Origin of the sequence: Ochrobactrum sp. BTU2 (assembly GCF_024539785.1) — a bacterium.
Classification (GTDB): domain Bacteria; phylum Pseudomonadota; class Alphaproteobacteria; order Rhizobiales; family Rhizobiaceae; genus Brucella; species Brucella anthropi.
Genome location: NZ_JAHWRG010000005.1, coordinates 350,146 through 376,486 on the forward strand (window position 1 = coordinate 350,146; position 26,341 = coordinate 376,486).

Genomic DNA, 26,341 nt, shown 5'->3' on the forward strand with positions numbered 1-26,341 from the left:
AGTGTGAAACGGTTTTCAGACAATATGTGCTTTAAAAAAACGGTTAGAGCGCTGTCACTGTCCAGCTAACAATCTCACTAGCAGTCCGTTCAAAAGCCGCGTCGAGTGCCTTCACATAGGCCGCATTCGTCGCACCGCTTACCGGAATGGCCGTACGGAACACGCGGGTGGCCCGAACCTCGCCATTCTTGTCATTCATCAGTTTGACAGCCAGTTCGACCACTGCGAGCTTAGGCGATGCATAGGCCTGAATGCCGAACATGCGCAGATCGGTCAGAATCTGATAGTTGATTGCCAGCCCGTCTCCTGGGCGGCCAATCCCGCCGAACACACCTGTATTCTCATAGGCCTGCACCAGACGTGATTGCACAATGTTCGTCAGCCTGTCGCCCCATTGAGCACCCTTCAGATATTCGATGGAACCGGGCGCTGAGCTGACAACGATATTCTCGCTATCGAGCGCCTTAAGGGCTGTTGGCGTCGGAACAAGCAACTGCGTGTTCTTGCGGCTTGGCGAAGAAACACCCGGCTGCGGTGCAGACAGATTGAACGTGTCGAGCGGCGTTGTCGTCCCGCAGCCAGCAAGAAGTATGCTGAGCAGAACACATATTGAAGTTGTACGACAAAGAGTGCGACGTGATTTCATGTCAACAAGGCTAGCTTTGGAAATCAATGACGCGTCCTCCCGTCATACTGAGGTACATTCCCTTTACCGCCAAAGATAAGGCGCTGAGGGTTACGCTCGAGATCGGTAATTGCCTGTTCTATCCGCTGAATGGAGCGGCGGCTATCCACCACGACGGATTGCACATCACGCAATCCCTGTCCCGAAAAACGCTGGAGATTGTCCGCAATCGGCCCCATCCGCTTGTCGAGATTGTCGGATGTCTGGCGGATGGATTCCAGCGTTGCCTTAGCCTGTGCAACAACCCCATCCTTGTCGTCGCTCGACAGGAGCTTGTCCGTTTTCGCCAGAATGGCGTCAACACGCACAGAAGCAGCGTTCAAGCGAGCCATCATATCCTTGGCGTCAGTGACGATCTGGTTGATGTTTCCGGTGTTCTCACCAAGTTCCTGAATAATGTTGGCGTTCTGTGCCAGTGCATCGGTGAAAGTCTTCGTGTTGTTGATTGTATCCGTCAGCGGTCCACGAGCATCCTTTACGAAGCCCTCCAACTGACCAAGCACGGCATTGGCTCGTGCAGCAATATCCTGTGCGGTAGCAAGAAGATTGTTGATTGAGGACGGATCGGCATCAATACGCGCAACCGAATCTACGTTTGCAGCCTCGGTCAGAAGATTGGGCTCATCAAGACGACCGCCCTTCAGTTCAATATAAGCCTGCCCGGTCAGCCCCTGAAAACCAAGAGTTGCTGCAGTTGAGCGGGTAATAGGTGTCGTCGCGTTGACGCGGGTTTTAACGATCACCATTTCTGGATTGGTTTCATCGAGTTTAAGTGCGCGAACATCACCAACCTTGATACCGTTGAACAGAACCTGACTACCAAGCGACAACCCCGTAACAGAACCCGGGATACGAACATCGAGCTCCTGAGAATCGCGTGCTTCCCCAAAACGGGCGATCCAGAACACAAACGCGAAAGCCAACAGGCTGACGATCAGCGTAAAGACACCCACCAGAACATAATTGGCTTTAGTTTCCATATCTTATCCAGTCTGCAAGCGGCTGCCGGGCCGCCGTCTCGTTGGCGCCGATGGATCAATCTGGCGCGCGCGCTTGCCCCGAAAATAGGATTTAACCCACGGATCGTCTACCGTTAGCATGTCTTCAATGGTGCCGCTGACGAGCACCTTCTTGTTTCCAAGAACAGCGATCCGGTCGCAAATTGCAAAAAGACTATCGAGATCATGAGTGACCATATAAACGGTCAGACCCATCGTATCGCGTAGATTGGCAATCAGGTCATCGAACTCCGCAGCACCGATGGGATCCAGGCCCGATGTCGGTTCATCAAGAAACAGAATGCCCGGATCCAGAGCCAACGCACGCGCAAGCGCGGCACGCTTGATCATGCCGCCGGAAAGTTCGGACGGAAATTTTTCTGCCGTGTCAGGCTTCAAGCCGACAAGGTCGATTTTCAGTCGCGCCAGCTCGTCCATCAGCTTCGGTGACAGATCAAGATACTCGCGCATCGGAACCTGAATGTTCTCAAGAACATTCAGTGCAGAAAACAACGCACCGTGCTGGAACAAGACGCCCATACGCATGTCGATGGACATTTTTTCCATCTCATTCAGCTGATCGATGTTGCGACCGAGAATCTCGATTTCACCCGACTGTTTCTTGTTGAGACCGAGAATGGTCCGCATCAGCACTGATTTTCCCGCCCCCGAAGGACCGATGAAGCCCAGAACCTCACCCTGGTAAATCTCAAGCGACAGCTTGTCGAGCACCGTCTGACGCCCGAACGAAACCGTCACGTCGCGCACCGAGATCATCGGCGCGGTCGTCTGGCGATTGTCTTCGTCCTGCGGTTGCGACTGGTGGTCGATGCCGTTCTCCATAATCATTCTTTAACCGAGCTCGGCTTCGGACTGAACCGTTGAACACGATTGAGGGGTCAATTTTCTGTGCAACTGTGTCTCAAAGAACCCATTAAAAACAAAGAACATAAGCAGTTTCTAAAAATTAATGGCCGCATAGAACATCGCGAACAAACCATCCACGACAATAACCACAAAAATTGCCTTCACAACGGAAGCAGTAACACGACGACCAAGTGATTCTGCACTGCCTCCGACCTTCATACCTTCTACCGAGGCGAGAATCCCGATGATCATGGCCATAAACGGTGCCTTGATAAGACCGGCGAAATAAGTATTAAGCGCCACCGCATCATGCAGGCGGCTGATGAAAGCATCGGGCGAAATATTGGAGTAGAACCAAGCGACCCCGCCTGCCCCGATCAATGCAGCCAGGTCGGAAATGATGGTGAGCAATGGCAGGACTACGACCAGCGCAACGAGACGGGGAAAAACCAGAACGCCGACCGGATTGAGGCCGATAACCGTCAGAGCATCCGTCTCCTCGCGCATTTTCATGGAGCCGATTTCAGCTGTGATCGCACTGCCTGAACGACCGGCGATCATGATAGCTGTCAGAAGCACCCCGAGTTCACGCAGCACCAGAATGCCAACCAGATCTACGACAAAGATTTCTGCACCGAAATAGCGCAACTGAAATGCGCCCTGCTGGGCGATGATCGCACCAACGATCGTCGACATCAGGATGATAATGGGAATCGCACCGACGCCCATGCGGTCCATCTGCGTAATGATGGCAGCGATTGGAATACCGCTTCCTCGACCGTATTTCAGCTGGGCCCCGCGGATGGTGGCGCCCAGGATATGCATCGCCATCTTGAAGTCGTTACCCATAGAGATAACGCCACCGCCAAGCGCGGCCAGAAACGAGATAAAAAAGAACGGCTTCTTCTGACGTGGAATATCCAGAGTACGTTCGACAGCCTGCCCCACTTCCTCCATCAGAGGGAGCCAGGATTGACGCACGCCTTCAAGCTGCGCGTCGGCACTCTTTGCAACGAGCCGCTGCCGCAAGCGTTCAATCAGCCAGGCACCTGCCGTATCGAGACCGGATACGCCAGAAACATCGATTATCGTTGCTTTGTGCTCGTCCGTTTTCTCAAGACTGCGCATCTTGTCATCGACAAGATTGACGCTCTGCGAGACCCAGCGACCGCTCAACCTGATATGGCGCGCACCGTCCTGCTCCGTCAGATCAATCTTCGGCGCAGGATTATTGGTGGCTCTTGCTTTGTCGGCAGTGTCGGTCAACATGGCCTACCTCATATACGAGTCGTTGAACGACCGAAATACTGCGTCCCAGAGGGCATCTCTATGCACAATACCTTGAATATCATTGTCGAACGCTATCCCATCGCCGGAAAATTCACAATCTCCAGAGGCTCCAAGACGGAAGCCGCTGTCGTTGTGTGTGTGATTGGCAACGGTCTCAATCAAGGGCGCGGCGAATGCGTTCCTTATGCGCGTTATGGCGAAAGCATCGAGAGCGTGAGTGCCCAGATTGAAGCCACCCGTACAGCTATCGAAAGTGGTGCCACACGACAGGATATCCAGACTTTGATGCCAGCCGGCGCTGCCCGCAATGCGGTCGATTGTGCCTTATGGGATCTCGAGGCAAAGGCATCGGGCAGAAGCGTCGCCGATATGCTCGGTACGCCAATCCGACCACTTGAAACCGCAATCACCGTTTCGCTCGGCACACCCGCCGAAATGGCAGAGTCGACAGCGAAGGTCGCTCACTATCCTCTCATCAAGGTCAAAATGGGTGGTGAAAACGATATCGAGAAGATACAAGCGGTCACGAATGCGGCTCCCAACAGTCGCATCATTATCGATGCGAACGAAGGCTGGACGGCGGACAATATTGCCGAGAACATGCGTGCAGCAGCCGACGCAGGCGTCGTTCTTATCGAACAGCCCTTACCAGCGGATAACGATCATATTCTCAGTGAAATTGAACGGCCTGTCATTATCTGTGCCGATGAAAGCGTTCATACGTCGGTCGGACTTGAGGAACTGGCCAAGCGCTACGACGCGGTGAACATCAAGCTCGACAAAGCAGGTGGACTGACTGAAGGTCTCATCATGCGAGACAAGGCAATCAACTACGGTCTTCAGATCATGGTCGGCTGTATGGTCGGCACATCGCTCGGCATGGCGCCAGCTGTTCTGCTCGCCCAGAAAGCCAATGTGGTTGACCTTGATGGCCCGCTACTCCTCGCCCATGATCGTGACCCAGGCTTGCGCTATGATGGGGCTCTGGTTTACCCGCCGGAAGCCGCCGTTTGGGGCTGACTTGCACGTTGATAACTCTCGCTCGCGGTTCCGCTTATCGGAGCGAGAGCATCTTCGAAAATGTCCGCACAAGCGTCCCAGGTGAACTGCCTGAGCACCTGTGCGGGCTCAAACGGCTCCATTTGCAGGGCTGACAGACACGCCTTCCCAAGATCTTCGGAGAGAACGCCTGCCCCGGTTGCCCCCACGACATCCCGTGATCCGGGAACGGGATAGGCCGCCACCGGCAAGCCGGAGGCAATCGCTTCCAGCAAGACGAGACCAAACGTATCTGTCCGGCTTGGGAAGACAAACACGTCGGCTGCGGCATAGGTGTTTGCCAGCGTTTCACCTTCCTGCTTCCCGACAAACACAACCTCCGGGAAACGCGCACGCAGATCGTTGAGGGAAGGACCATCCCCGACGATCAACTTTGTGCCGGGAAGATCAAGCTCCAGAAACGCTGGCAGGTTCTTTTCCGTGGCGACGCGTCCCACACAAATGAACACCGGACGTGGCAAGTCCTTGACCACTTCCGGCCGAGGATAAAACAGATTGCGATCGACACCGCGCGTCCAGAGGTCCAGCCGCGTAAAACCTCGCCCCTTGAGATCATCCACAATAGATTGGGTCGGTACCAGCGTATGCTGGGCCGCATTATGGAAACGTCGCAGGAAAGCATAGGTCCATTGTGGCGGGACAGGAAAGCGTTCCGCAAGATATTCGGGAAACCGCGTGTGAAAGCTTGTCGTGAAGGACCAGCCCATTTTCAGGCAGGCGCGCCGTGCCATAAACCCGAGTGGACCCTCGGTTGCAATGTGCACATAGTCCGGTCGCATGACCTTCAGACGTCGTCTAAACGCACCTGGCGTCGTCAAGGCGAGCCGGATTTCCGGATAGGTCGGACAGGGGACCGACCGATAATCCAGCGGAGATATGACGGTGACGTCGTATCCGCGCTCAATCATCAGATCACGACATTTGGTCAGCGTGCGCACGACGCCGTTGACTTGAGGATGCCAGGCGTCGGTAACGATGACAATTTTCTTCATCAGCGGAAGGTCGCCAGTTCGCGGACGGGAAGTGGGAGCTGGATTACCCTATCCTCGTCACGCTCTTCACTGTCGGAATTGACAATACCTGTCGTCGGGCGGCGATCACGGCGTTCCGTCCATTCGATGAGCTCCATACGGCCATCGAAATGTTCAATCACGGCCGTGCAGCTTTCCACCCAATCGCCCGTATTGATGTATTCCACGCCATTCATGCTCTCGATCGTGGCGTGATGAATATGGCCGCAGATCACACCATCAACCCCGATACGCTGCGCTTCTTCCGAAACCACGCTCTCGAACTGACCAATGAAATTGACCGCCTTTTTGACGCGAAACTTCGCCCAGGCTGAAAATGACCAGTAGCGCAGACCGAAAAGCGAGCGAACCCGGCTCATAACCGTATTTATCCAGATCGCTGTGTCATATGCCCAATCGCCCAGATAGGCGATAAAGCGGGCATTGCGTACAACCACATCGAACTGATCACCATGGATTACCAGAAACTTGCGTCCGTCTGCCGTCTCATGGATCGCGCGGTTCATCACTTCGATACCGCCAAAATGCGTTCCCTGGAAATTTCGCAGGAACTCATCGTGATTACCGGCAATGTAGATGATGTTGGCACCCTTGCGACTCTTGCGGAGCAGCTTCTGGACCACATCATTGTGCTCTTGCGGCCAATGCCAATTGCGCCGCAGGCGCCACCCATCGACAATATCGCCGACAAGATAGATCGTCTCGGCTTCATGATAGCGAAGAAAATCCAGAAGCAGTTCCGCCTGTGCGGCCTTGGAACCGAGATGCACATCCGAGATAAAGAGGGTTCGGAGTTTTCTGGGCTGCGGAGCGTCGGTGCTCATATGGTTGTCCCCTTCAATGGCAACCTGATCTGAGCGCAGAAAACCCGATTCATGTCACAGACATATGACGGTCGGCTTTGAGGCGCGGAAGGTGGCGTCCGCGCCTCCTGTTCTGTCCACTTTAGGCGACAAGTCCCACAGTTGGGCCGACATATCGCGACTGCGGACGAATGAGCTTGTTTGCCGCCACCTGTTCACGACAATGCGCTATCCAGCCCATGGTTCGCCCCATAGCGAAAACGCAAGTGAAAGCCTCACGCGGAAACCCCAGCTGTTCCAACAACAAAGCAGTATAAAACTCGACATTGGTTTCGAGGGAGCGGTCCGGCTTGTGGCGCCTTAGAACTGCGATAGCGGCTTTCTCAACGGCCTCGGCCAATTCAACGCGGTGTTTTCCACGCCCTTGTTCTAGGGCTTCGATGTGCTTCAATGCACCTTTCAAGGCATCGGCGCGAGGATCGCGTACACGATAGACCCTGTGACCGAACCCCATCAGTCTGTCTCCATCCGCAACAGCGGATTCAAGCCAACGCTCCGCGTTGTCGGGTCTACCGATTGCATCCAGCATATCGAGGACCGGGCCGGGTGCACCGCCATGCAGCGGTCCTTTCAATGCGCTGATTGCGGCAAGCAGCGATGAGGTCAATCCGGCTCGTGTAGATGCCACGACACGCGCAGCAAAAGTCGATGCGTTCAATCCGTGGTCTGAAACCGTTATAAGATAAGTGTTCAGCCCAGCGACCTCTGCTTCATCCGGCATTCCCGCATTCATCATACGAAGGATGTCAGCGCTATGGGGAAGCGTCGGATCAGGATGTATGGGACGGCGCCCCTTCTGGCCCCTCAGAATGGCCGTCGTAAAGACTGCCGGTGCCGCCATCAGATGCAAGGCTGCGGTCAGATCATCGTCGTCAGGGATGCGTGCCATCAATGCGCGAAGCGCTTCGATGGGAGACATTTCCATCAATGTATCGTCAAGCGCATCCGTATGATGAAATACCTGTACGCGCGCTTCACCGAGCGCTTTCTGAAGTTCCTCCCCTTTGGGAAGATCATTGAAAAAGCCGCCCCACAGAAGTTCTATTCCATCTTCGACGCTGCTATGCGGGACCAGATCGTCCAGCGACCGACCGCGAATAACCAGCCTGCCTGCAAGCCCATCGACGTCAGACAACACGGTTTCAGCAGCAATCACATCTTCAAGTCCGCTATTCATAATTATTCTCCTTGTTTGCCTTTCGACATTGAATCCAAGTATAGTTGACGTCAATCTTGACGAAATAGATCAATGTAGGGGGCAATAATGGACTGGCTAACTGCGGAGGAAGCCCTTGCTGTTCTCCAGACAAAGCCGCAGACTCTCTATGCAAATGTGAGCCGTGGCCGCATCCGTTCCAAGCCATTGCCGGATGATCCGAGACGCAGCCTCTATCGGTCGGAGGATGTCCATCGTCTGGCTGGCAAGCGTCCCGGTCGCAAGAGAGATAGCGTGGTTGCCGCCGACACCATTCGTTGGGGCCTGCCGATCATGCGCTCGGGCATTTCGACCATCCTGGATGGCCGCTTGCTCTATCGTGGCTGCGACGCTGCTGAGCTGTCCGAAACAGCAACGCTGGAGGAAGTGGCTGCACTGCTGTGGCAGATGGATTTCGACGGTATCATCAGAAGTGACAACGAATCGACCTTGAACATTCGTCAGACCGAGACTGCGCCTCTGGAACGGCTGTTTACTGTCCTTGGTGTTCGCGCTGCGAATGATCTACCCAGTTCGGGGCGTTCAACATCAATCCTGCAGCAAGAGGCTTTTGGTCTGCTGCAACTGTTTCACAATACCGTTCTTGGCGTTTCCGCATCGAATATGCCGATGCATGAACGCATTGCTCAGGCTTGGCAAAAGCCGCAGGCAAGTGATGTGATCCGGCGCATTCTTGTGCTTCTGGCCGACCACGAACTCAATGCATCGGCATTCGCTACACGCGTTGCGGCGTCTACAGGTACACCGCTTTCCGCTGCGGTTCTCGCCGGATTATCAACATTGATTGGCCCGCGACATGGACGAGCGGCCACAGCGGCGGCGGCTATTATTACGCAAACCCGGCAAATAGGAGCAGAAGCAGCGATCAAGGGCCAGCTCAGACAAGGAACACAGTTTCACTTTTTCGGCCACCCGCTTTACCGCGAAACAGGTGATATTCGCGCCACCGCACTATTGGAACATCTGGAATTGCCTCCCCCCTATAGCGATCTGGAACAAAGTGCCGCGAACATTCTCGGAGAAAAGCCAAACGTCGACTTCGCCCTCGCCGCCGTTACAGAAATCTATGATCTGCCGCTCGACGCACCGCTATTTCTGTTTGCGCTCGCACGCATCGTGGGATGGCTCGCCCATGCACTGGAACAGGCTGATAGCGGATCGCTCATACGCCCGAGGGCAGAATTCATGCCGCCGCTTGAATAGCGCTTCACCAAATATTGTTCGCAATGAACGCATATTCTGCCGGTAAAAGGTGGACATATGCGCCCGTGAACCAGAATCCGGTTGATCGGACTGCTCGCTTGGTGGCATGTCTCTAAAACTTGAACAAGATGTGAGGATCGAGCCGTGGACTTGGGCCTGAAAGGTCGAAAAGCAATTGTGTGTGCTTCCAGCAAGGGACTCGGACGGGCATGCGCGGAGGCGCTCGCCGAAGCCGGTTGCGATCTGGTTCTCAATGGACGCAACGAAGAAACTCTCGCCACAACCGCGGAAGCAATTCGCAAAACATTTGGCGTGAAAGTCGATACTGTCGTTGCCGACGTGTCCACCGCTGAAGGGCAAGCCAAACTGCTTGCCGCCTGCCCTGCACCGGACATTCTCGTGAATAATAACGGCGGTCCAGCCTTCAAGGATTTCCGCCTGCTCGACCGCGACGCGATCCTGCAGGGTGTGACACAGAATATGGTCACCCCCATAGAATTGATCAAAGCTGTTATCGACGGAATGGTCGAGCGCCGTTTCGGCCGTATCGTCAATATCACATCGACGTCGGTTTACGCCCCCATTCCCGGGCTTGATCTCTCATCTGGCGCCCGCGCCGGTCTGACTGCATTTCTGGCTGGCGTCGCCCGCACGGTTGCAGCCTCCAATGTGACGATCAATAACATCCTTCCCGGCGCCTTTGACACGGATCGCCTTCGCAATGGCTTTGCATTCTCAGCCCAGAAGAACGGCACGACAGCGGATGCGGAAGCTGCAAAGCGAGCATCAGCAATTCCTGCCGGGAGAATCGGTCAGCCAAAGGAATTTGGTCAGGCCTGTGCCTTCCTATGTTCGGAACATTCCGGGTTCATTACCGGGCAGAATCTCGTTATCGATGGCGGCGCCTATCAGAGTGCGTTTTAACAGCATCAAATAATAGATCTGCAAAATTGGAAAAACTCATTCTCGAAAACGGGCCTACTGAGATTTGAGCCGATAGACTAAGAACAATGACGGCCCAGAGTGCGGAAGTCGTGTACGGAAACTGTATGCGGACACCGCACCCTCCACGTGCAAACGAGCTTTTGCCCTGCACGAAAGATTTTGGAAAGCGATGCGACCATGACCAAGAAAACACCTTCCACTTCCCGTTCGGATTTCGATGAAGCAGCTCTGTTCTTCCACCGTTATCCGAAGCCCGGAAAGCTGGAAATTCAGGCGACAAAGCCACTTGGCAACCAACGAGATCTGGCGTTAGCTTATTCTCCCGGCGTAGCCGCTCCCTGCCTCGCAATCCACGAAGACCCGGCAACTGCCGCCGAATACACCGCTCGCGGCAATCTCGTTGCCGTCGTGTCAAACGGCACTGCTGTTCTCGGCCTCGGTAACATTGGTGCGCTTGCTTCCAAACCGGTCATGGAAGGTAAAGCCGTCCTTTTCAAAAAATTTGCCGACATCGACGTATTCGACATTGAAATCGACGCGCACGAAATCGGTCGCATCGTTGATGTTGTTGCCGCTTTGGAGCCAACTTTCGGCGGCATCAACCTTGAAGACATCAAGGCACCGGAGTGCTTCGAAGTTGAAGAACAGCTTCGCGCGAAAATGAACATTCCGGTTTTCCACGACGACCAGCACGGCACAGCGATCATCGTTGCTTCGGCGGTGTTGAACGGTTTGGAACTTGCCGGCAAGAAAATCGGGGACGCCAAGATCGTTACATCGGGCGCTGGCGCTGCGGCCCTTGCCTGCCTCAATCTTCTCGTCAATCTCGGCGCGAAACGCGAAAACATCTGGGTCTGTGATCTCGAAGGCGTTGTCTACGAAGGCCGTAACACGCTGATGGATCGTTGGAAGGAAGTTTACGCCCAGAAGACTGACGCGCGCGTTCTGGCCGATGTCATCGGTGGTGCTGACGTCTTCCTCGGCCTGTCGGCTGCTGGCGTGCTGAAGCCTGAACTTCTGAAACAGATGGCCGAAAAGCCACTCATCATGGCCCTTGCCAATCCGAAGCCGGAAATCATGCCGGAAGAGGCTCGTGCGGCCCGCGCCGACGCCATGATCTGCACCGGACGTTCGGATTATCCAAACCAGGTCAACAACGTTCTCTGCTTCCCCTATATCTTCCGCGGCGCACTCGATGTCGGTGCGACTGCAATTAACGAAGAAATGAAGCTGGCGGCTGTCCGCGCAATTGCCGCTCTTGCCCGCGAAGAGCCTTCGGATGTCGCTGCACGCGCTTATTCCGGCGACACACCCACTTTCGGACCAGACTACATCATTCCATCGCCATTCGATCAGCGCCTGATTCTGCGTATCGCCCCGGCAGTGGCCAAAGCGGCCATGGAAACAGGCGTGGCGACACGCCCGATCGAAGACATGGAAGCCTATCTCGATCGTCTGAACCGCTTCGTCTTCCGCTCCGGCCTCATCATGAAGCCAGTCTTTGCTGCCGCCCGCGCGCAGGAAAAACCAAAGCGCGTCATTTATGCAGATGGTGAAGATGAACGCGTGCTCCGCGCTGCTCAGGTAGTCATTGAAGAGCGTATCGCAGCTCCGATTCTCGTCGGACGCCCGCAGGTTATCGAAACACGCTTGCGCCGCTACGGCCTCAAGATTCGTCCGGGAACGGATTTCGAACTCATCAATCCGGAAGACGATCCGCGCTATCGCGACTATGTAGACCTTTATCTGTCCTACACCGGCAGGCAGGGCGTCACACCGGAAGCTGCACGCACCATCGTCCGCACGAACTCGACCGCAATTGCCGCTCTCGCGGTTATGCGCGACGAAGCAGACGCCATGATCTGCGGTCTTGAAGGTCGCTTCGAACGCCACCTCCGTGTCGTACGGCAGATTATCGGCAAGGTTCCCGGTATCCGAGACTATTCCGCCTTGAGCCTGCTCATCTCGCAGCGTGGCGCCCTCTTCCTCACAGACACTTATGTCAACGTCGAACCGGGCGCGAACGAGATCGCCGAAATGGCAATTCTTGCTGCAAAGGAAATCAGCCGCTTCGGTATTGAGCCAAAGGCTGCTCTCGTATCGCATTCGAATTTCGGATCGAAAGAATCAGCCAGCGCCGAAAAGATGCGTGAAGCAGCGGCAATTCTTGCCGAGAAGGCACCTGAGCTGGAATCCGATGGCGAAATGCACGGCGACTCCGCTCTCTCGCAGGCTCTGCGCGATCGTGTGTTCCCGAATTCGCGCCTGAAGGGCGAAGCCAATCTTCTTGTTTTCCCCAACCTTGACGCTGCAAACATCACGCTGAACGTAGTCAAAATGGTTATAGATGCGCTGCACGTGGGTCCAATCCTGCTCGGCGCGGCACGTCCGGCACATATTCTGACGCCATCCGTCACCTCGCGTGGCGTCGTCAATATGACAGCACTGGCGGTCGTTGAAGCCTTGCAAAAATCAGGAGAGACTCTTCGCAAGAAGAAGTAATTTAACAATAACTAAGTTAGATAATTATAACATAAACTCAAATAACGGCGAGTATATTTAAATATACTCGCCGTTAGTATTTAATTTACTATATTTTTTAAACATGATATCGCCAGCATCGTTATCGAGGTTATCATGTTTTTTATTTCAATTAATTCTAATAGATCACTGACTTACTCAGTAGTTTTGATATTCTCGGGAATATTGGCTGGCTGTACAACTATACGCCCTCCAGAATTATGCACGCCTGCCGAGCAAATACAGCTTAAGAAGCAACTTCGCGTCACCCAGTCACTCCTTGATCGCAAGGAAGCAGAGCTTTCTCAGATGAGAAAGACCTCGGCTCAGAATCGTTGCGTCGGGAGCCTGTTTACACCTGCTGTCAAATCCGCACAGTGCACGAAATTGCTGACCAGAACAGATCATCTGGTAAGCGAAACACAGACTTTGCGCGAACGCGTCAATGAGCTGAATATGGCGCTTGCCGGACGTCCGTCTGCGTCCAAACATATCAAATCGTGCAAGGCCTCCTGGGTGGTGTCCCCTAAGAAACCTCAGTCGAAAACTGTCCACGTACCACAGCGGAAGTCCAGGGGCATCGCCAAGCCGAGCGCCGAGATGGCCAACTCAATTGCATTGCCTGCCTATGAAACTCCCGCTCCTGTCGAAACAGAGAAAGTGGATTACACGTCATCTGCAACGGTGGAGACCTCGAATACGACACCGGCCTATGTTGCACCTGTCGCAACGACACCGCCTGTGGAACGCCCCTATACGGCAAACGCAAAAGTCAGGGTCGTCGGGTCAGGGTTCTTTCCGGACCAATCAACACCAGCAAGTCAGCCAACTCCGGCCCATGCGCCTGCCCCGTAAGCGCCAGGCGCAAGGGCATGAAAAGGTTCTTGCCCTTGCGCCCAGTTGCAGCCTTCACTGCTTCGGTCCAGACTTTCCATGTCTGATGATCCCAGGGAGCTGGTGGCAGAAGGGCAAAAGCCTCTTCCAAGAAAACGCGATCCTCTTCTGACGGGTCCGGCGTTTCTGGCAGATCACCGTCAACGATGGACCACCAATGCACCGCATCCTTGAAGCGGTCGAGATTTCCTCGCACTGCCCGCCAAAAGGGCTCAGCCTTCTCGCCGCAAATGCCCATGGCAGCCAGACGTAGCTGGGCTTCTGAAAACGGCATCTCGTGCAGCAGGGCCCGATTGAGCGTGTCCAGTTCCGCAGGATCGAACTTTGCCGATGACTTCGATATGGATGCCAGATCGAAACGTTCGGCGAGACTTTCCATATTGGGTGCCGCCGAAACATTTTCCGAGGTGCCGATCAAAATCGCCAACGAGGCCACTGCCATCGGCTCGAACCCGGCGTCGCGCAGCGATCCGACAGACAGTGCGCCGGTTCGCTTTGAAAGCCCCTCGCCCGAAATTGTCGTCAGTAGATTGTGGTGCCCAAAAACCGGAGCCTTGGCCCCCAGTGCCTCGAAAATAGCAATCTGCACACCGGTGTTGGTTACGTGGTCGTCACCGCGAATGATGTGCGTGACACCGAGATCAATATCATCCACCACCGACGGCAAGGTATAAAGATAAGTGCCGTCTTCACGCACCAGCACAGGATCGGACATAGAGGCCAGATCGACGGTCTGCGGGCCCCGAACAAGGTCATCCCAATGAACCTCCGTGCGCTGCGTATCAAACGGATCAGCTTCGAAATTCGGCAGCAGGAAACGCCAGTGTGGCTTGCGTCCTTCAGCTTCAAACGCAGCTTTCTCATCGTCAGTGAGTTTTAAACCTTCGCGGCCATATACCGGCGGCAGACGACGTGCGAGGCGCAGTTTGCGGCGACGCTCCAATTCATCAGCCGTTTCATAGCAAGCATAAAGCAAACCAGCCTGTTTGAGCTTCTCTACTGCCTTGCCATAAACATCAAAACGCTTCGACTGATATTCGACGCGATCAGGTTTGACACCGAGCCAGTCAAGATCGACTGCGATTGCCTGCGCGTATTCTTCCCGGGAGCGCTCAACATCAGTGTCGTCATAGCGCAGAATGAACTTGCCGCCATTCTTCTGTGCGAAAAGCCAGTTTGAAAGCGCTGTGCGTGTATTACCAATATGGATATAGCCCGTCGGCGACGGAGCAAAACGAACAGTTACGGTCATCTTATTGTCTTTCAGCGGTCGCGGAAGCGGTTCGTTATAGGGTAGCGGCGATCGCGTCCAAAATTCTTCTTGGTAATTTTAACACCGGGCGCCGATTGTCGGCGCTTGTATTCAGCCAGATAGAGCAAATGTTCGATCCGTTGAACGGTTTCGAGCGGATGCCCGCGCTCAGCAATCTCGGTGTTGCTCATTTCGTTTTCGACAAGGCATTCAAGAATATCGTCCAGAACCGGATAAGGCGGCAGACTATCCTGATCCGTCTGGTTTTCACGCAGTTCAGCAGACGGCGCCTTGGAGATGATGTTGTGCGGGATCACTTCACCCGATGGGCCAAGCGCACCGTTCGGAACATGACTGTTGCGCCATTCCGACATCGCATAGACCTGCATCTTGTAGACGTCTTTGATCGGATTGAACCCGCCATTCATGTCGCCATAAAGCGTCGCATAGCCCACCGACATTTCAGACTTGTTGCCGGTGGTGACAACCATCGAACCGAACTTGTTTGAAACAGCCATCAGAATGGTGCCGCGTGCGCGGCTTTGCAGGTTTTCTTCGGTAACGCCGCTCTCGGTGCCTTCGAACAGCGGATGCAGCGCTTCAAGAAAGCCTTCAACTGGCGCAGAGATCGGAACAATATCGTACCGAACACCGAGCGCTTTTGCACAATCGGCCGCGTCTTTCAGAGATTCATCAGATGTATAGCGGTAAGGGAGCATGATGCAGCGCACCCGATCCTTACCCAATGCATCGACGCCGAGAGCCGCGCAGATTGCCGAATCGATGCCGCCCGAAAGCCCGAGCACCACATCCTTGAAACCGTTCTTGTTCACATAATCCCGCAAGCCCAGCATGCAGGCGGAATAATCAGCTTCAAGCCCTTCAGGAAGAATAGCCTTTTCGCCTTCTTCACAGCGCCAGCCGTCATTCTCTCTGCGCCAAACGGTCAGCGTGATCTGCTCCTCAAACTGAGGCAATTGCAGACAGAGCGACCGGTCAGTGTTGAATGCAAACGATCCACCATCGAAAACCAGTTCATCCTGTCCGCCAACCTGATTGGCATAGACCATCGGTAACTCGGTTTCGATCACCTGCTTCAGGACAACCTGATGGCGCCGGTCCATCTTCGCACGGTGATAAGGCGAACCATTCGGTACGAGCAAAATCTCTGCGCCACTCTCAGCCAGCGTTTCCGCCACACCGAGTTCGCCCCAAATGTCTTCACAGATTGGAATCCCGATGCGAACACCACGGAAATTGACTGGCCCCGGCATTGGGCCTGCCTGAAATACGCGCTTCTCGTCAAACTCGCCATAGTTGGGCAGATCGACCTTGAACCGTTCGGCAATGATCTCGCCGCCATCCAGAACCGCGATAGAGTTGTGCAGACCACTTTCACGGCTAAGCGGCGTGCCGATAATGACGCCTGGTCCGCCGTCGGCAGTGTCGCTCGCCAGCGCACGAACAGCCTTTTCACACGCAGCAAGAAAAGATGGTTTCAGAACCAGATCTTCCGGCGGATAACCAGAGATGAACAATTCTGTAAACAAAATGAGATCGGCCTTCATCCTGGCCGCCTCAGCGCGTGCCGCGCGTGCCTTGGTCAGATTTCCGGCGATATCGCCCATGATGGGATTAAGCTGCGCAACGGCAATACGGAGCATGGCAAGATTCTCATGAGAGGCAAACATGCCCAAGCTTTAGCGCGCTTGGGCAAGCAAATGCAACGGATGCGATCAACAGAGCACTCTGTTTGTCAGGCCAAATAGGTATTGGCGAGGATATAACCCCAGATCGCGACGACGAACACAATGGAAATCAGAACAGCAAGAGAACCGCAGTCCTTTGCAATCTGAATTTCCTTATGAAAATCCCGCGAGACGGCATCACACGTTGCCTCGATACCAGTGTTCAACACTTCCACGAGGATGAGAAACAGGATCGAGCCAGTCATGAAGAGGAAAGCGAGCCATGTCGGCGCAAGGAAAAAAGCCACCGGCAGAGACAGAAGAAACAGCACAAGCTCCTGTTGGACGGCCTTTTCATGTCCTGCGAGGTACTTCAGTGCTCGCATGGAATTAAGAAAGGCCAGGAAAATGCGCTGCATCATTACCCTCAATCAAATTGGTTACAGCTTGGCCCGAAAATCAGAGCCAATTTTCTGAAAGCATAAAGCGTCCTTTATGCATCCATTCAGACACATGCCGCTCCAAGGCAATCAATAGGTGAGTTTCCCCGAAATGCAACAGGGCGGAGATCGAAACCTCCGCCCTGCAAGCTCTAGAATGTTGGAAACAGGTCAGGCACTCGCAACCTGCTTGTCCGCACCTGCATCGCGCTCCTTCTTGAGGAGTTCGGCCAGCAAAAACGCGAGTTCCAGCGCCTGATCGGCGTTGAGACGTGGATCGCAGTGCGTGTGATAACGATCGTGCAGATCTTCTGCCGAGATCGCACGCGCGCCGCCCGTGCATTCCGTCACATTCTTGCCGGTCATTTCGACATGGATACCTCCCGGATGCGATCCTTCAGCGCGATGGATCGCGAAGAAGGACTCCACTTCCTTGAGGATACGGTCGAACGGACGCGTCTTGTAGCCACCGGCGGTGATCGTATTGCCGTGCATAGGATCGCATGACCATACGACCTTGCGACCTTCCTTCTCGACAGCACGGATAAGCTGCGGCAGATGATCACCAACCTTGTCGTAGCCAAAGCGCGCAATCAACGTCAGACGCCCTGCTTCGTTTTCCGGATTCAGAAGATCGATAAGGCGGATGAGATCATCCGGCTGCAGCGACGGCCCACACTTGAGACCGAGCGGATTCTTGATTCCACGGCAGTATTCGATATGCGCATGGTCAGCCTGACGTGTGCGATCACCGATCCAGATCATGTGGCCGGACGTGCCGTACCAGTCGCCGGACGTCGAGTCCACACGAGTCAGCGCTTCTTCAAAGCCAAGAAGCAGCGCTTCATGGCTGGTGTAGAAATCGGTTTCACGCAGCGAATGATTGCTGTCAGCCGTGATCCCGATTGCACGCATGAAGTTCATGGTCTCGGAAATACGCTGCGCCAAAGCTGCATAGCGCTCTGCCTGCGGGCTCTTGCCGACAAAGCCGAGCATCCACTGGTGAACGTTCTCCAGATTAGCGTAACCGCCCTGAGCGAATGCCCGCAGCAGGTTAAGCGTAGCCGCCGACTGGCGATATGCCATGTCCTGACGCTGCGGATCGGGAATGCGCGATGCCGCGTCGAACTCGATACCGTTGATGATGTCACCACGGTAGGACGGCAGTTCCACACCATTCAGCGTTTCCATGTCCGATGAACGTGGTTTGGCAAACTGACCGGCGATACGACCGACCTTCACGACGGGCTTCGACGCACCGAATGTGAGGACAACGGCCATCTGAAGAAAGACGCGGAAAAAGTCGCGGATGTTATCCGCGCCATGTTCAGCAAAACTTTCAGCACAATCGCCGCCCTGGAGCAGAAATGCCTTGCCTTCCGCCACTTCAGCCAGTTGCTGCTTGAGCTTGCGTGCTTCACCTGCAAAAACCAGCGGCGGATAGGTGCGAAGACGAGCCTCAACGTCGTTCAGAGCCTGTGCGTCCGGATAAAACGGCACTTGCTTGATCGGTTTGTTTCTCCAGGAATGCGGGGTCCAGTTCTTCGTCATTTGAGCACCTGTTTGCTTCTATCCGCTCGATTTCTCTCGGATTATATCCTCCTTACACGAATGCCGGAATCCTTTAACGGACAGCTCGCATCTGACAAAGATGACAGTCTGCCCCGGAAAACCGGCCTGCGTGGTCGCGCTGATATAATGCAGGCCGAGACTTTATGCCAGCAATAATCGTTAACCGGAGAAACCGGTCGCGAAAGAGTTAGCCGTCAACTTTCTCACCATTCACGACGCGATAGGTCGGCTTGTACATAGTGACCAGTTCTTCGGCCGCTGTCGGATGAACCGCCATCGTGCGATCGAAGTCATCCTTGGTCGCACCAGCCTTGAGGGAAATACCCAGAAGCTGAGCCATTTCACCGGCATCTGGCCCCATGATATGGGCCCCGACCACTCTGCGGCTCGCGGCATCAACGATGAGCTTCATCAGCATTTTCTCATTGCGGCCGGAAAGCGTGTTCTTCATAGGGCGGAACAGCGCTCGGTAAACATCAAGTTCCGGATACTTCTTCGCAGCCTCATCTTCCGGCAAACCGACCGTGCCAATTTCTGGCTGAGAGAACACCGCCGTCGCAATCAATTCATGGTCGGGCTTCGTCGGATTGTCCTTGAACGCCGTTTCGAGAAAGCACATGGCTTCGTGAATTGCCACTGGTGTCAGCTGGACGCGGTTCGTAACATCGCCCACGGCCCAGATATTCGCGACATTGGTACGCGAATAATCATCGACCGGAATCGCGCCAAGCTCATCCATCTTGACGCCAACTCTCTCCAGCCCAAGACCCGTCGTGTTGGCCTTGCGCCCGATCGCCATCATTGCCTGACCGACTTCCAATGTATCGCCATTGTTCAACGCGATTTTCAGATTACCGTCGGACTGCTTCTCGATTCTCTCGAAAACCGCTTCGCAAATGATACGGATACCTTTTGCTTCCATGGTTTCATGCAAAAGATGGCGCAAGTCCGGGTCGAAACGGGAGAGGATTTCCTTGCCTCGATACACGAGTGTCGTTTCGACGCCAAGGCCGTGGAATATGTTCGCGAACTCAACAGCGATATATCCGCCACCCGCAATGGCAATCGCTTTCGGCAGCTCAGCGAGATGAAACGCTTCGTTGGAGCTGATGCAATATTCATGTCCGTGCATGGATTCGGGCATGCTCGGATGACCGCCGGTCGCAATCAATATCTGGTCTGCGGTAACGCGACGACCGTCTGCCTTCAGCTCAACAGTATGTTCATCGATCAATTCGGCGCGGCTGGCAAAAATTTCGACATCGGAATTCTGGAGGCCCTTGGTGTAGAGCCCTTCAAGCCGGGCAATTTCTTTGTCCTTGGCATCGATCAGCTTTTTCCAGTCAAACGTCGATGTGCCGACATCCCAACCATAGCCGGCTGCATCCTCGAAATGCTCAGGAAACTGCGAAGCATAGACGAAGAGTTTCTTCGGTACGCAGCCGCGAATAACGCAGGTTCCGCCCATGCGATATTCTTCTGCAAGACCGACCTTTTTGCCCATGGCCCCAGCGAGACGCGCTGCCCGAACACCGCCAGAACCGCCGCCGATAACAAAAAGATCATAGTCGAAGCCGGTCATGGGATTCTCCAATAAACATTAGGTTGGCTGTTATGTAAGCAAAAGAAAAAGCCCGGCCAAGGGACCGGGCTTTCAAATTCCTCGTTACCGCAAAAATTACTGCTGCGCAGGCTGTGCCGGAGCTGCAGCAGCGCCAGCCTGTGCCGCCAGAACCTCAGCTACGCCGGTCGCCAGATCACGGGCGATGCCATTCTGCCAGATATTTGCTGCTTTCACGACTTCACGCGTCACAATCGGGCCTTCGGACAGAAGCTTCTTGCCTGCAGGCGACGTATAGAATGCTGCTATGGCTTTGAGTTCGTCTTCGGAAAACGCTTTTGCATAGGCGCGAGCGGATTCGGTTTCGAGATCCGCACGGCGGGAAGCAAGAGCGAGAGCCTTGTCATCGACAGTCTTCGTGATCAGGGCTTCCAGATTCGGATCCTTCTGGATCAGTTCACCCTTGAGGGAGCGCGCTGCGTTCGGCAGAATTTCGTCGAACTGCTCAGTAGCACTAATCGCAGAAATAGCAGCACGGGCAGCTTCCAGATGAGCTTCAGTGATTTCCTGTGCCGAAGCTGCATGAATGCCCGACATCAGTACGAGCGCGGAAAACGGTGCAATCAGACGGCGAAAGCCAGTTGCCGGGATCATAAGGTCAGTACTCCGTTCAATCAGTTCAAGACCGGTTCATGGTGCGGATGCCGTCGTTGCCGGCAACCACTGCCGCACGCGCCAGTCCGATGAAAAGTCCGTGCTCGACAACGCCTGGAATTGCGAAGAGAGCGTCAGATAGTGTCTTTGGATCGGGAATGCGGCCAAAAGATGCATCCACGATATAATGCCCACCATCTGTTACGAAGGGTGAGCCATCTTTTAAACGCAGTGCCAGCGGGCCTGCAAGACCACACTTCGCAGCTGCTTCTTCAATCGCGCGCATGGTAGCACCAAGACCGAAGCGATTGACTTCCACAGGCAGCGGAAAACGCCCGAGTGTTTCGACGACCTTCGAACTGTCGGCAATAACGATCATTGCGTCAGATGCCGCAGCCACGATCTTTTCACGAAGAAGCGCTCCACCGCCGCCCTTGATGAGCGAAAGGTTGGTATCGACTTCATCGGCACCATCCACGGTAAGATCAAGATGAGGCGTTTCATCGAGCGTCGTAAGCGGAACCCCGAGTTCCTTGCAAAGTTTTGCGGTGCGTTCGGAAGTAGGCACTCCAATGATCTTGAAGCCGTTGCTTACCTTGTCGGCAAGCAGGCGCACGAATTCCTCGGCCGTCGAACCAGTACCAATCCCCAGACGCATTCCGTCCTTGACGTGCGTGAGCGCTTCTGCGGCGGCTGCGATTTTCAGCTTGCGAGCTTCGTCCATACTTGAATTCCCGATATTCCCCTGCGGATTCTCATTGTGGTCCGGCTCGCCTCTAGCATGCGGACGCGGCACAACAAAGCGCCTATTCGAACTATGACGCAGAATTTCGGTTTTTAGAGCGCATCCCGATCGCGAGGTTGAGCCGAAGTCGACAATCAGATAGGACTTCCTTATTCCCCATTTCACACACGAGAAGCTAATGTCTGCTGCCAACCCCAAGCCCATCATCGTTTTCGATCTCGACGGAACCCTTGTCGACACAGCACCAGACCTTCTCGACAGTCTCAATCACTGCCTCGCTATATCGGGCCTGAAAACAGCGGATCGTGAATCGTTACGCAGATTCGTAGGGCAAGGCGGGCGCGTCATGATCGAGCGTGCTTTCGCCGCGCAGAAGAAACAGGCCGACGAAGCACAGCTTGACAATCTCGTGGAAGAATTCCGCGAACATTATGCCGATCACATGCCGGGACATTCAACCTTTTTCCCAGGCGTTCTGGAAGCAATGGACCGCTTCTCAGCAAGCGGTTATGAGCTCGCAGTTTGCACGAACAAATTCGAGGCTTTGTCGGTAAAACTCCTGACTTCCATGGGTGAAGCCGAGCGATTTGCTGCAATCTGCGGAGCCGATACATTTGCTTATCGCAAGCCTGATCCGCGCCATCTCACCGAGACCATCGTACGGGCTGGTGGCAATCGTGAACGGGCAATCATGGTCGGGGATAGCCGAACAGACATCGACACCGCAAAAGCTGCTGGCATCCCCGTTGTTGCCGTCGACTTTGGGTATACCGATCTTCCCGTACAGCATTACGATCCAAGCCGTGTGATTTCGCATTTTGACGAGTTCACCCTCGAAATGGCCGAACAGCTCATCGATGCGGTCACCGATCCCGTATAAAGGGAGAATGGTAAATGATTACGCAGCGTTTTCTTATATTTTGCTTTGCTTTCTTAGCCACGGTATCAACAGCGTCTGCGAACGACGGATCGCCGGGACTACCCGGCGTTCAGGCTCAAAAACCCATTGTGACCGCCCCGCCGCCTGCTCCCGAACCGGAACAGGCACCAAGCGGTAACTGGAAAAATTTTCGTGTCGGTAATACTGACGTTTCGGTCTCTGGAAGCATCACGATTGATGTCGGCACCAAGAACAGCCGGACGTCCGGTCGTTAATTGCGAGAGGATCGCACCAATGCCGACAGGGCAGCAGGTATCTGAGCAGGCAAATCTTCCGCAATAAGTCCATGGCCAAAGCGTCGCGCGGCGTCCGCATGCATCCACACGGAAGCACACGCCGCTGCAAATGCGGGCATCCTTTGAGCAAGCAGGCCGCACACAATTCCCGTCAAGACATCGCCTGATCCTGCAGTGGCGAGCAGCGGGGTTCCATTGGCATTGACCACTGCCAGACCACCCGGTTCTGCGATCACGGTATCGGGACCTTTATATATAAGGACTGCGTTAGCACGCCTTGCAGCCTCGCGAGCCTTTTCGATCTTTGATGTCGAACTCTTTGCTATATCTGGAAAAAGCCGCCGGAACTCTCCCTCATGTGGTGTAAGCACAAGAGCAGTCTTTATGCCCTGTCGCTTATCGAAAAGCTCAGCTGGATTCTGCTCAAAGGCCGTAATCCCGTCGGCATCAAGAACCAAACCATGAAAGCCCGCTGATTCGTCACTTGCTAGAAACAGGGCATATTCACGCGCCAAAACGGGATTTCCATAACCCGGACCAAGGACAGCTGATGCGACCTTACGTTCGGCAAAAAACTGTCGAATATCCCTCAAACCACGGGTCTCACGGACCATGATACTGGTCAGATGCGTGGCATTGACCGTCATAGCATCGGGCGGAGACAGAAGCGTTACCGCACCCGCCCCACTACGGGCCGCAGCGAGGGCTGATAAGCGTGCGGCACCTGTAGAATGAACGCCGCCGGAAAACACGGCTGCATGGCCGCGACTATACTTATGAGCCTCAATGCCAGATACTGGCAGGGCGCTTGCCCAAAGGTCTGGAGCATTCTCGAATGCATGCGGTTCGATCGCAGTAAGTATGTGATCCGGAATGCCTATATCCGCCACATGGAGAACACCGCAATGCGCCCTTCCCGGTTGTAGCAAATGGCCGGGTTTCTTGCGAAAGAACGTAACTGTTGCTCGTGCACGGATCGCCGTTCCGAGGATATGACCGCTTTCACCGGATATGCCGCTAGGTAAATCAACCGCCACAACCGGCACATCAGAAGTGTTCACAGCATCAATCGCGATGGCTTCGGCTCCGTGAACATCGCGAGCGAGGCCAGCGCCGAATAATGCATCGATTACGCCGCCGAAACTCGCAACCGAAAATTCACCGAAGTTCGAGACAGGCCCCTTGTAGAACAACGACGCACGCATGGCATCGGAGCCTTTCCTCGGGGGAGCGGATGCGAAGCACACGACTTCCAAACCCGCTTCCAGGAGAAACTGCGCCGCGATGTAGCCGTCGCCACCATTGTTGCCAGGCCCGCAAAGAACAGCAACTGGAGCATTGCGAGGAAACATCCGCTGTGCAACCTCTGCGACGGCCCGGCCTGCAGCAAGCATCAGTGAGAAACCATCCTTGATACCGGTCTCGATCGTCTGGCGATCCGCTTCTGCCATTTCCTGCGGGGTCAGCAACTCGTACATCGCGTACCTTCTCAATACGGGGTCTCATTGTGATTAAATACGCGGCACCGGACTTTATGCAAGCTTGCCCTCTTTTGATGCATAATGACTAATTTTTAGACAGATAAACCGGAATGATAGTGCCTATTTCATACCCGTCATGAGAGTCCCGCTTGCACAAGCGTCATGAATAGTGCCACTCTGCCTGCGGATGAACGAAATCGAAGAAGTTTTTTATACAGACTTCAAACTGGCACACTTCATGCTTCTCTATTGGTGAAACGGGCACAATGTCCATTTCCGTAGAAGAGCGGAGACCATTCTCTGATGAAAAAGATCGAAGCCATCATTAAGCCCTTCAAGCTGGATGAAGTGAAGGAAGCCCTTCAGGAAGTCGGCTTACAGGGGATCACTGTCATCGAAGCCAAGGGCTTCGGACGACAGAAAGGTCATACCGAGCTTTACCGCGGCGCCGAATATGTCGTCGACTTTCTTCCCAAGGTGAAAGTTGAAGTCATCGTCGCAGACGAAACCGTGGACAGCGCCATCGAAGCCATCCGCAAGGCTGCCCAGACGGGACGCATCGGGGACGGCAAGATTTTCGTCTCCAACATCGAAGAAGTTATCCGTATCCGCACCGGTGAATCCGGCGTGGATGCAATCTGATAATACCTGCGTACAATCCATCGTCGTGCAAACAGGGAATTAAAATGACGACTGCCAACGATATTCTCAAACAAATCAAAGACAACGACATCAAGTTCGTCGACCTTCGCTTCACCGACCCGAAGGGCAAACTGCAGCATGTTACGATGGATATCGGCCTCGTCGACGAAGAAATGTTTGTCGACGGCGTGATGTTCGACGGCTCTTCCATCGCCGGTTGGAAAGCCATCAATGAATCCGACATGGTTCTGATGCCGGATCCGACGACGGCCCATATCGACCCGTTCTTCGCTCAATCCACACTGGTCATCCTTTGTGACATTCTTGACCCGATCTCGGGTGAAGCCTATGGCCGCGATCCGCGCACGACCGCAAAGAAGGCGGAAGCCTACATGAAGTCGCTCGGCATCGGCGACACGGTCTATGTCGGTCCGGAAGCTGAATTCTTCGTCTTCGACGACGTGAAGTACAAGGCTGACCCGTACAATACCGGTTTCAAGCTCGACTCGACCGAACTGCCGTCAAACGACGATACTGAATATGAAACGGGCAATCTCGGCCACCGTCCGCGCGTCAAGGGCGGCTATTTCCCGGTACCGCCGATCGACAGCGCGCAGGACATGCGCTCGGAAATGCTAACCGTCCTCACCGAAATGGGTGTCACGGTTGAAAAGCATCATCATGAGGTTGCTTCCGCACAGCACGAACTCGGCGTGAAATTCGACACGCTGGTCCGCAACGCCGACAAGATGCAGATCTACAAGTATGTCGTGCATCAGGTTGCCAATGCCTATGGCAAGACCGCAACCTTCATGCCGAAGCCGATCTTCGGTGACAACGGTTCGGGCATGCACGTCCACTTCTCGATCTGGAAAGAAGGCAAGCCAACCTTCGCTGGTAACGAATATGCCGGCCTGTCGGAAAATTGCCTTTACTTCATCGGTGGCGTTATCAAGCACGCCAAGGCCGTGAATGCCTTCACCAACCCGTCGACCAACTCTTACAAGCGTCTGGTTCCGGGTTACGAAGCCCCGGTTCTGCTTGCCTACTCGGCTCGCAACCGTTCGGCTTCCTGCCGTATTCCATTCGGCAATTCGCCGAAGTCCAAGCGTCTGGAAGTTCGTTTCCCTGATCCGGCGGCAAACCCGTATCTGTGCTTTGCTGCCCTGCTCATGGCTGGTCTTGACGGCATCAAGAACAAGATTCATCCGGGTCAGGCCATGGACAAGGATCTTTACGATCTGCCTGCCAAAGAACTGAAGAAGATTCCGACCGTCTGCGGTTCACTGCGTGAAGCACTGCAGTCACTCGATAAGGATCGTGAATTCCTCAAGGCTGGCGGCGTGTTCGATGACGATCAGATTGACAGCTTCATCGAACTCAAGATGGCCGAAGTGATGCGTTACGAAACGACGCCGCATCCGGTCGAGTACGACATGTACTACTCGGTTTAAGAAAGCTGCGCGGGCGTTAATCCGTTCGCGCCATTTCTTTTGCTCTTACCGAGGGGAACGACGCGCAACACTTGATGATTGCGCGCGCAAAAGAAACCCCGGCAA

The 26,341-nt window shown here is 54.5% G+C and carries 23 protein-coding genes; 8 read left to right on the forward strand and 15 right to left on the reverse strand.

Annotated features, from left to right (window positions below):
- Window positions 1-43 precede the first annotated feature (43 nt).
- The 4 genes from KWJ32_RS17495 to KWJ32_RS17510 all read right to left on the reverse strand — a co-directional run bounded on the left by KWJ32_RS17495 (window position 44) and on the right by KWJ32_RS17510 (window position 3,819).
- Window positions 44-673 carry an ABC-type transport auxiliary lipoprotein family protein gene (locus KWJ32_RS17495; protein WP_012092013.1) on the reverse strand — a complete coding sequence of 210 codons (630 nt, stop codon included), beginning with the start codon at window positions 671-673 and terminating at the stop codon, window positions 44-46.
- Window positions 670-1,665, reverse strand: coding sequence for an MlaD family protein (locus KWJ32_RS17500; RefSeq protein ID WP_012092012.1), 996 nt, complete (start codon window positions 1,663-1,665; stop codon window positions 670-672). Before KWJ32_RS17500 ends, KWJ32_RS17495 begins: the two co-directional genes overlap by 4 nt.
- Window positions 1,666-1,668: 3 nt before the next feature.
- Window positions 1,669-2,532, reverse strand: coding sequence for an ABC transporter ATP-binding protein (locus KWJ32_RS17505; protein WP_012092011.1), 864 nt, complete (start codon window positions 2,530-2,532; stop codon window positions 1,669-1,671).
- Window positions 2,533-2,643: 111 nt separating this feature from the next.
- Window positions 2,644-3,819, reverse strand: a complete 1,176-nt coding sequence (locus KWJ32_RS17510) for an ABC transporter permease (RefSeq protein ID WP_151609931.1) — start codon at window positions 3,817-3,819, stop codon at window positions 2,644-2,646.
- 60 nt (window positions 3,820-3,879) lie between these two features.
- Between KWJ32_RS17510 and dgcA the strand changes: the two genes are divergently transcribed.
- Window positions 3,880-4,860, forward strand: a complete 981-nt coding sequence (gene dgcA, locus KWJ32_RS17515; RefSeq protein WP_151609933.1) for an N-acetyl-D-Glu racemase DgcA — start codon at window positions 3,880-3,882, stop codon at window positions 4,858-4,860.
- Here the strand turns inward: dgcA and KWJ32_RS17520 are convergent.
- From KWJ32_RS17520 to KWJ32_RS17530, 3 genes are all read right to left on the reverse strand, one after another.
- On the reverse strand, window positions 4,830-5,891 hold the full coding sequence (locus KWJ32_RS17520; protein ID WP_151609934.1) for a glycosyltransferase family 1 protein: 1,062 nt from the start codon (window positions 5,889-5,891) through the stop codon (window positions 4,830-4,832). The genes dgcA and KWJ32_RS17520 overlap by 31 nt on opposite strands.
- Window positions 5,891-6,754 (reverse strand): UDP-2,3-diacylglucosamine diphosphatase, encoded by an 864-nt coding sequence (locus KWJ32_RS17525; protein ID WP_010660050.1) that lies wholly within the window; start codon window positions 6,752-6,754, stop codon window positions 5,891-5,893. The genes KWJ32_RS17520 and KWJ32_RS17525 overlap by 1 nt, the downstream gene beginning before the upstream one ends.
- A gap of 121 nt (window positions 6,755-6,875) precedes the next feature.
- Window positions 6,876-7,970, reverse strand: a complete 1,095-nt coding sequence (locus tag KWJ32_RS17530) for a citrate synthase/methylcitrate synthase (protein ID WP_012092007.1) — start codon at window positions 7,968-7,970, stop codon at window positions 6,876-6,878.
- A gap of 87 nt (window positions 7,971-8,057) precedes the next feature.
- On the opposite strand from KWJ32_RS17530, the gene KWJ32_RS17535 reads away from it, so the two are divergent.
- The 3 genes from KWJ32_RS17535 (at window position 8,058) to KWJ32_RS17545 (ending at window position 12,659) form a co-directional block, all read left to right on the forward strand.
- Complete coding sequence (locus KWJ32_RS17535; protein ID WP_012092006.1) at window positions 8,058-9,212, forward strand: citrate synthase; 1,155 nt, start codon at window positions 8,058-8,060, stop codon at window positions 9,210-9,212.
- Between the two features lie 144 nt (window positions 9,213-9,356).
- A complete protein-coding gene (locus KWJ32_RS17540) occupies window positions 9,357-10,136 on the forward strand; it encodes an SDR family oxidoreductase (protein ID WP_012092005.1) in 780 nt (259 codons plus the stop codon).
- Between the two features lie 198 nt (window positions 10,137-10,334).
- Window positions 10,335-12,659, forward strand: coding sequence for an NADP-dependent malic enzyme (locus KWJ32_RS17545; RefSeq protein WP_012092004.1), 2,325 nt, complete (start codon window positions 10,335-10,337; stop codon window positions 12,657-12,659).
- 790 nt (window positions 12,660-13,449) lie between these two features.
- Here KWJ32_RS17545 and gltX read toward each other — a convergent pair.
- The 7 genes from gltX to rpiA form a co-directional block, all read right to left on the reverse strand.
- Complete coding sequence (gene gltX / locus KWJ32_RS17550; RefSeq protein WP_012092002.1) at window positions 13,450-14,823, reverse strand: glutamate--tRNA ligase; 1,374 nt, start codon at window positions 14,821-14,823, stop codon at window positions 13,450-13,452.
- 11 nt (window positions 14,824-14,834) lie between these two features.
- Window positions 14,835-16,514, reverse strand: a complete 1,680-nt coding sequence (locus KWJ32_RS17555; protein ID WP_012092001.1) for an NAD+ synthase — start codon at window positions 16,512-16,514, stop codon at window positions 14,835-14,837.
- A 65-nt stretch (window positions 16,515-16,579) separates the two neighbouring features.
- Window positions 16,580-16,930, reverse strand: a complete 351-nt coding sequence (locus KWJ32_RS17560) for a diacylglycerol kinase (protein WP_010660042.1) — start codon at window positions 16,928-16,930, stop codon at window positions 16,580-16,582.
- Between the two features lie 192 nt (window positions 16,931-17,122).
- Window positions 17,123-18,502: a 3-deoxy-7-phosphoheptulonate synthase class II gene (locus KWJ32_RS17565; protein WP_010660041.1), complete on the reverse strand. Its 1,380-nt coding sequence runs from the start codon at window positions 18,500-18,502 to the stop codon at window positions 17,123-17,125.
- A gap of 208 nt (window positions 18,503-18,710) precedes the next feature.
- Window positions 18,711-20,105, reverse strand: a complete 1,395-nt coding sequence (gene gor, locus KWJ32_RS17570; protein WP_151609936.1) for a glutathione-disulfide reductase — start codon at window positions 20,103-20,105, stop codon at window positions 18,711-18,713.
- 96 nt (window positions 20,106-20,201) lie between these two features.
- On the reverse strand, window positions 20,202-20,738 hold the full coding sequence (locus KWJ32_RS17575; protein WP_010660039.1) for a DUF2059 domain-containing protein: 537 nt from the start codon (window positions 20,736-20,738) through the stop codon (window positions 20,202-20,204).
- A 25-nt stretch (window positions 20,739-20,763) separates the two neighbouring features.
- Window positions 20,764-21,462: a ribose-5-phosphate isomerase RpiA gene (gene rpiA / locus KWJ32_RS17580; protein ID WP_012091999.1), complete on the reverse strand. Its 699-nt coding sequence runs from the start codon at window positions 21,460-21,462 to the stop codon at window positions 20,764-20,766.
- A 199-nt stretch (window positions 21,463-21,661) separates the two neighbouring features.
- On the opposite strand from rpiA, the gene KWJ32_RS17585 reads away from it, so the two are divergent.
- Entirely contained in the window at window positions 21,662-22,363 is a 702-nt protein-coding gene (locus KWJ32_RS17585; protein ID WP_012091998.1) for an HAD family hydrolase, read from the forward strand.
- 14 nt (window positions 22,364-22,377) lie between these two features.
- Window positions 22,378-22,638: a hypothetical protein gene (locus KWJ32_RS17590; RefSeq protein ID WP_012091997.1), complete on the forward strand. Its 261-nt coding sequence runs from the start codon at window positions 22,378-22,380 to the stop codon at window positions 22,636-22,638.
- On the opposite strand, the gene KWJ32_RS17595 is transcribed toward KWJ32_RS17590, so the two are convergent.
- Window positions 22,635-24,137, reverse strand: coding sequence for a bifunctional ADP-dependent NAD(P)H-hydrate dehydratase/NAD(P)H-hydrate epimerase (locus KWJ32_RS17595; protein ID WP_012091996.1), 1,503 nt, complete (start codon window positions 24,135-24,137; stop codon window positions 22,635-22,637). The two genes, KWJ32_RS17590 and KWJ32_RS17595, sit on opposite strands and share 4 nt — an antisense overlap.
- 306 nt (window positions 24,138-24,443) lie before the next feature.
- Between KWJ32_RS17595 and KWJ32_RS17600 the strand changes: the two genes are divergently transcribed.
- Window positions 24,444-24,782 (forward strand): P-II family nitrogen regulator, encoded by a 339-nt coding sequence (locus KWJ32_RS17600; RefSeq protein WP_002964122.1) that lies wholly within the window; start codon window positions 24,444-24,446, stop codon window positions 24,780-24,782.
- A 44-nt stretch (window positions 24,783-24,826) separates the two neighbouring features.
- On the forward strand, window positions 24,827-26,236 hold the full coding sequence (gene glnA, locus KWJ32_RS17605; protein ID WP_010660034.1) for a type I glutamate--ammonia ligase: 1,410 nt from the start codon (window positions 24,827-24,829) through the stop codon (window positions 26,234-26,236).
- Window positions 26,237-26,341: the final 105 nt, after the last annotated feature.

Excerpts from the sequence above, each read along its gene's own strand:
- gor (WP_151609936.1), bottom strand. The coding sequence starts at position 20,105 with ATGACCGGCTTCGACTATGATCTTTTTGTTATCGGCGGCGGTTCTGGC.
- dgcA (WP_151609933.1), top strand. The coding sequence starts at position 3,880 with ATGCACAATACCTTGAATATCATTGTCGAACGCTATCCCATCGCCGGA.
- KWJ32_RS17575 (WP_010660039.1), bottom strand. The coding sequence starts at position 20,738 with ATGATCCCGGCAACTGGCTTTCGCCGTCTGATTGCACCGTTTTCCGCG.
- KWJ32_RS17590 (WP_012091997.1), top strand. The coding sequence starts at position 22,378 with ATGATTACGCAGCGTTTTCTTATATTTTGCTTTGCTTTCTTAGCCACG.
- KWJ32_RS17520 (WP_151609934.1), bottom strand. The coding sequence starts at position 5,891 with ATGAAGAAAATTGTCATCGTTACCGACGCCTGGCATCCTCAAGTCAAC.
- glnA (WP_010660034.1), top strand. The coding sequence starts at position 24,827 with ATGACGACTGCCAACGATATTCTCAAACAAATCAAAGACAACGACATC.
- KWJ32_RS17560 (WP_010660042.1), bottom strand. The coding sequence starts at position 16,930 with ATGCAGCGCATTTTCCTGGCCTTTCTTAATTCCATGCGAGCACTGAAG.
- KWJ32_RS17585 (WP_012091998.1), top strand. The coding sequence starts at position 21,662 with ATGTCTGCTGCCAACCCCAAGCCCATCATCGTTTTCGATCTCGACGGA.
- gltX (WP_012092002.1), bottom strand. The coding sequence starts at position 14,823 with ATGACCGTAACTGTTCGTTTTGCTCCGTCGCCGACGGGCTATATCCAT.
- KWJ32_RS17510 (WP_151609931.1), bottom strand. The coding sequence starts at position 3,819 with ATGTTGACCGACACTGCCGACAAAGCAAGAGCCACCAATAATCCTGCG.
- KWJ32_RS17545 (WP_012092004.1), top strand. The coding sequence starts at position 10,335 with ATGACCAAGAAAACACCTTCCACTTCCCGTTCGGATTTCGATGAAGCA.
- KWJ32_RS17555 (WP_012092001.1), bottom strand. The coding sequence starts at position 16,514 with ATGTTTGCCTCTCATGAGAATCTTGCCATGCTCCGTATTGCCGTTGCG.
- KWJ32_RS17505 (WP_012092011.1), bottom strand. The coding sequence starts at position 2,532 with ATGATTATGGAGAACGGCATCGACCACCAGTCGCAACCGCAGGACGAA.
- KWJ32_RS17500 (WP_012092012.1), bottom strand. The coding sequence starts at position 1,665 with ATGGAAACTAAAGCCAATTATGTTCTGGTGGGTGTCTTTACGCTGATC.
- KWJ32_RS17525 (WP_010660050.1), bottom strand. The coding sequence starts at position 6,754 with ATGAGCACCGACGCTCCGCAGCCCAGAAAACTCCGAACCCTCTTTATC.
- KWJ32_RS17565 (WP_010660041.1), bottom strand. The coding sequence starts at position 18,502 with ATGACGAAGAACTGGACCCCGCATTCCTGGAGAAACAAACCGATCAAG.
- KWJ32_RS17535 (WP_012092006.1), top strand. The coding sequence starts at position 8,058 with ATGGACTGGCTAACTGCGGAGGAAGCCCTTGCTGTTCTCCAGACAAAG.
- KWJ32_RS17530 (WP_012092007.1), bottom strand. The coding sequence starts at position 7,970 with ATGAATAGCGGACTTGAAGATGTGATTGCTGCTGAAACCGTGTTGTCT.
- rpiA (WP_012091999.1), bottom strand. The coding sequence starts at position 21,462 with ATGGACGAAGCTCGCAAGCTGAAAATCGCAGCCGCCGCAGAAGCGCTC.
- KWJ32_RS17595 (WP_012091996.1), bottom strand. The coding sequence starts at position 24,137 with ATGTACGAGTTGCTGACCCCGCAGGAAATGGCAGAAGCGGATCGCCAG.
- KWJ32_RS17600 (WP_002964122.1), top strand. The coding sequence starts at position 24,444 with ATGAAAAAGATCGAAGCCATCATTAAGCCCTTCAAGCTGGATGAAGTG.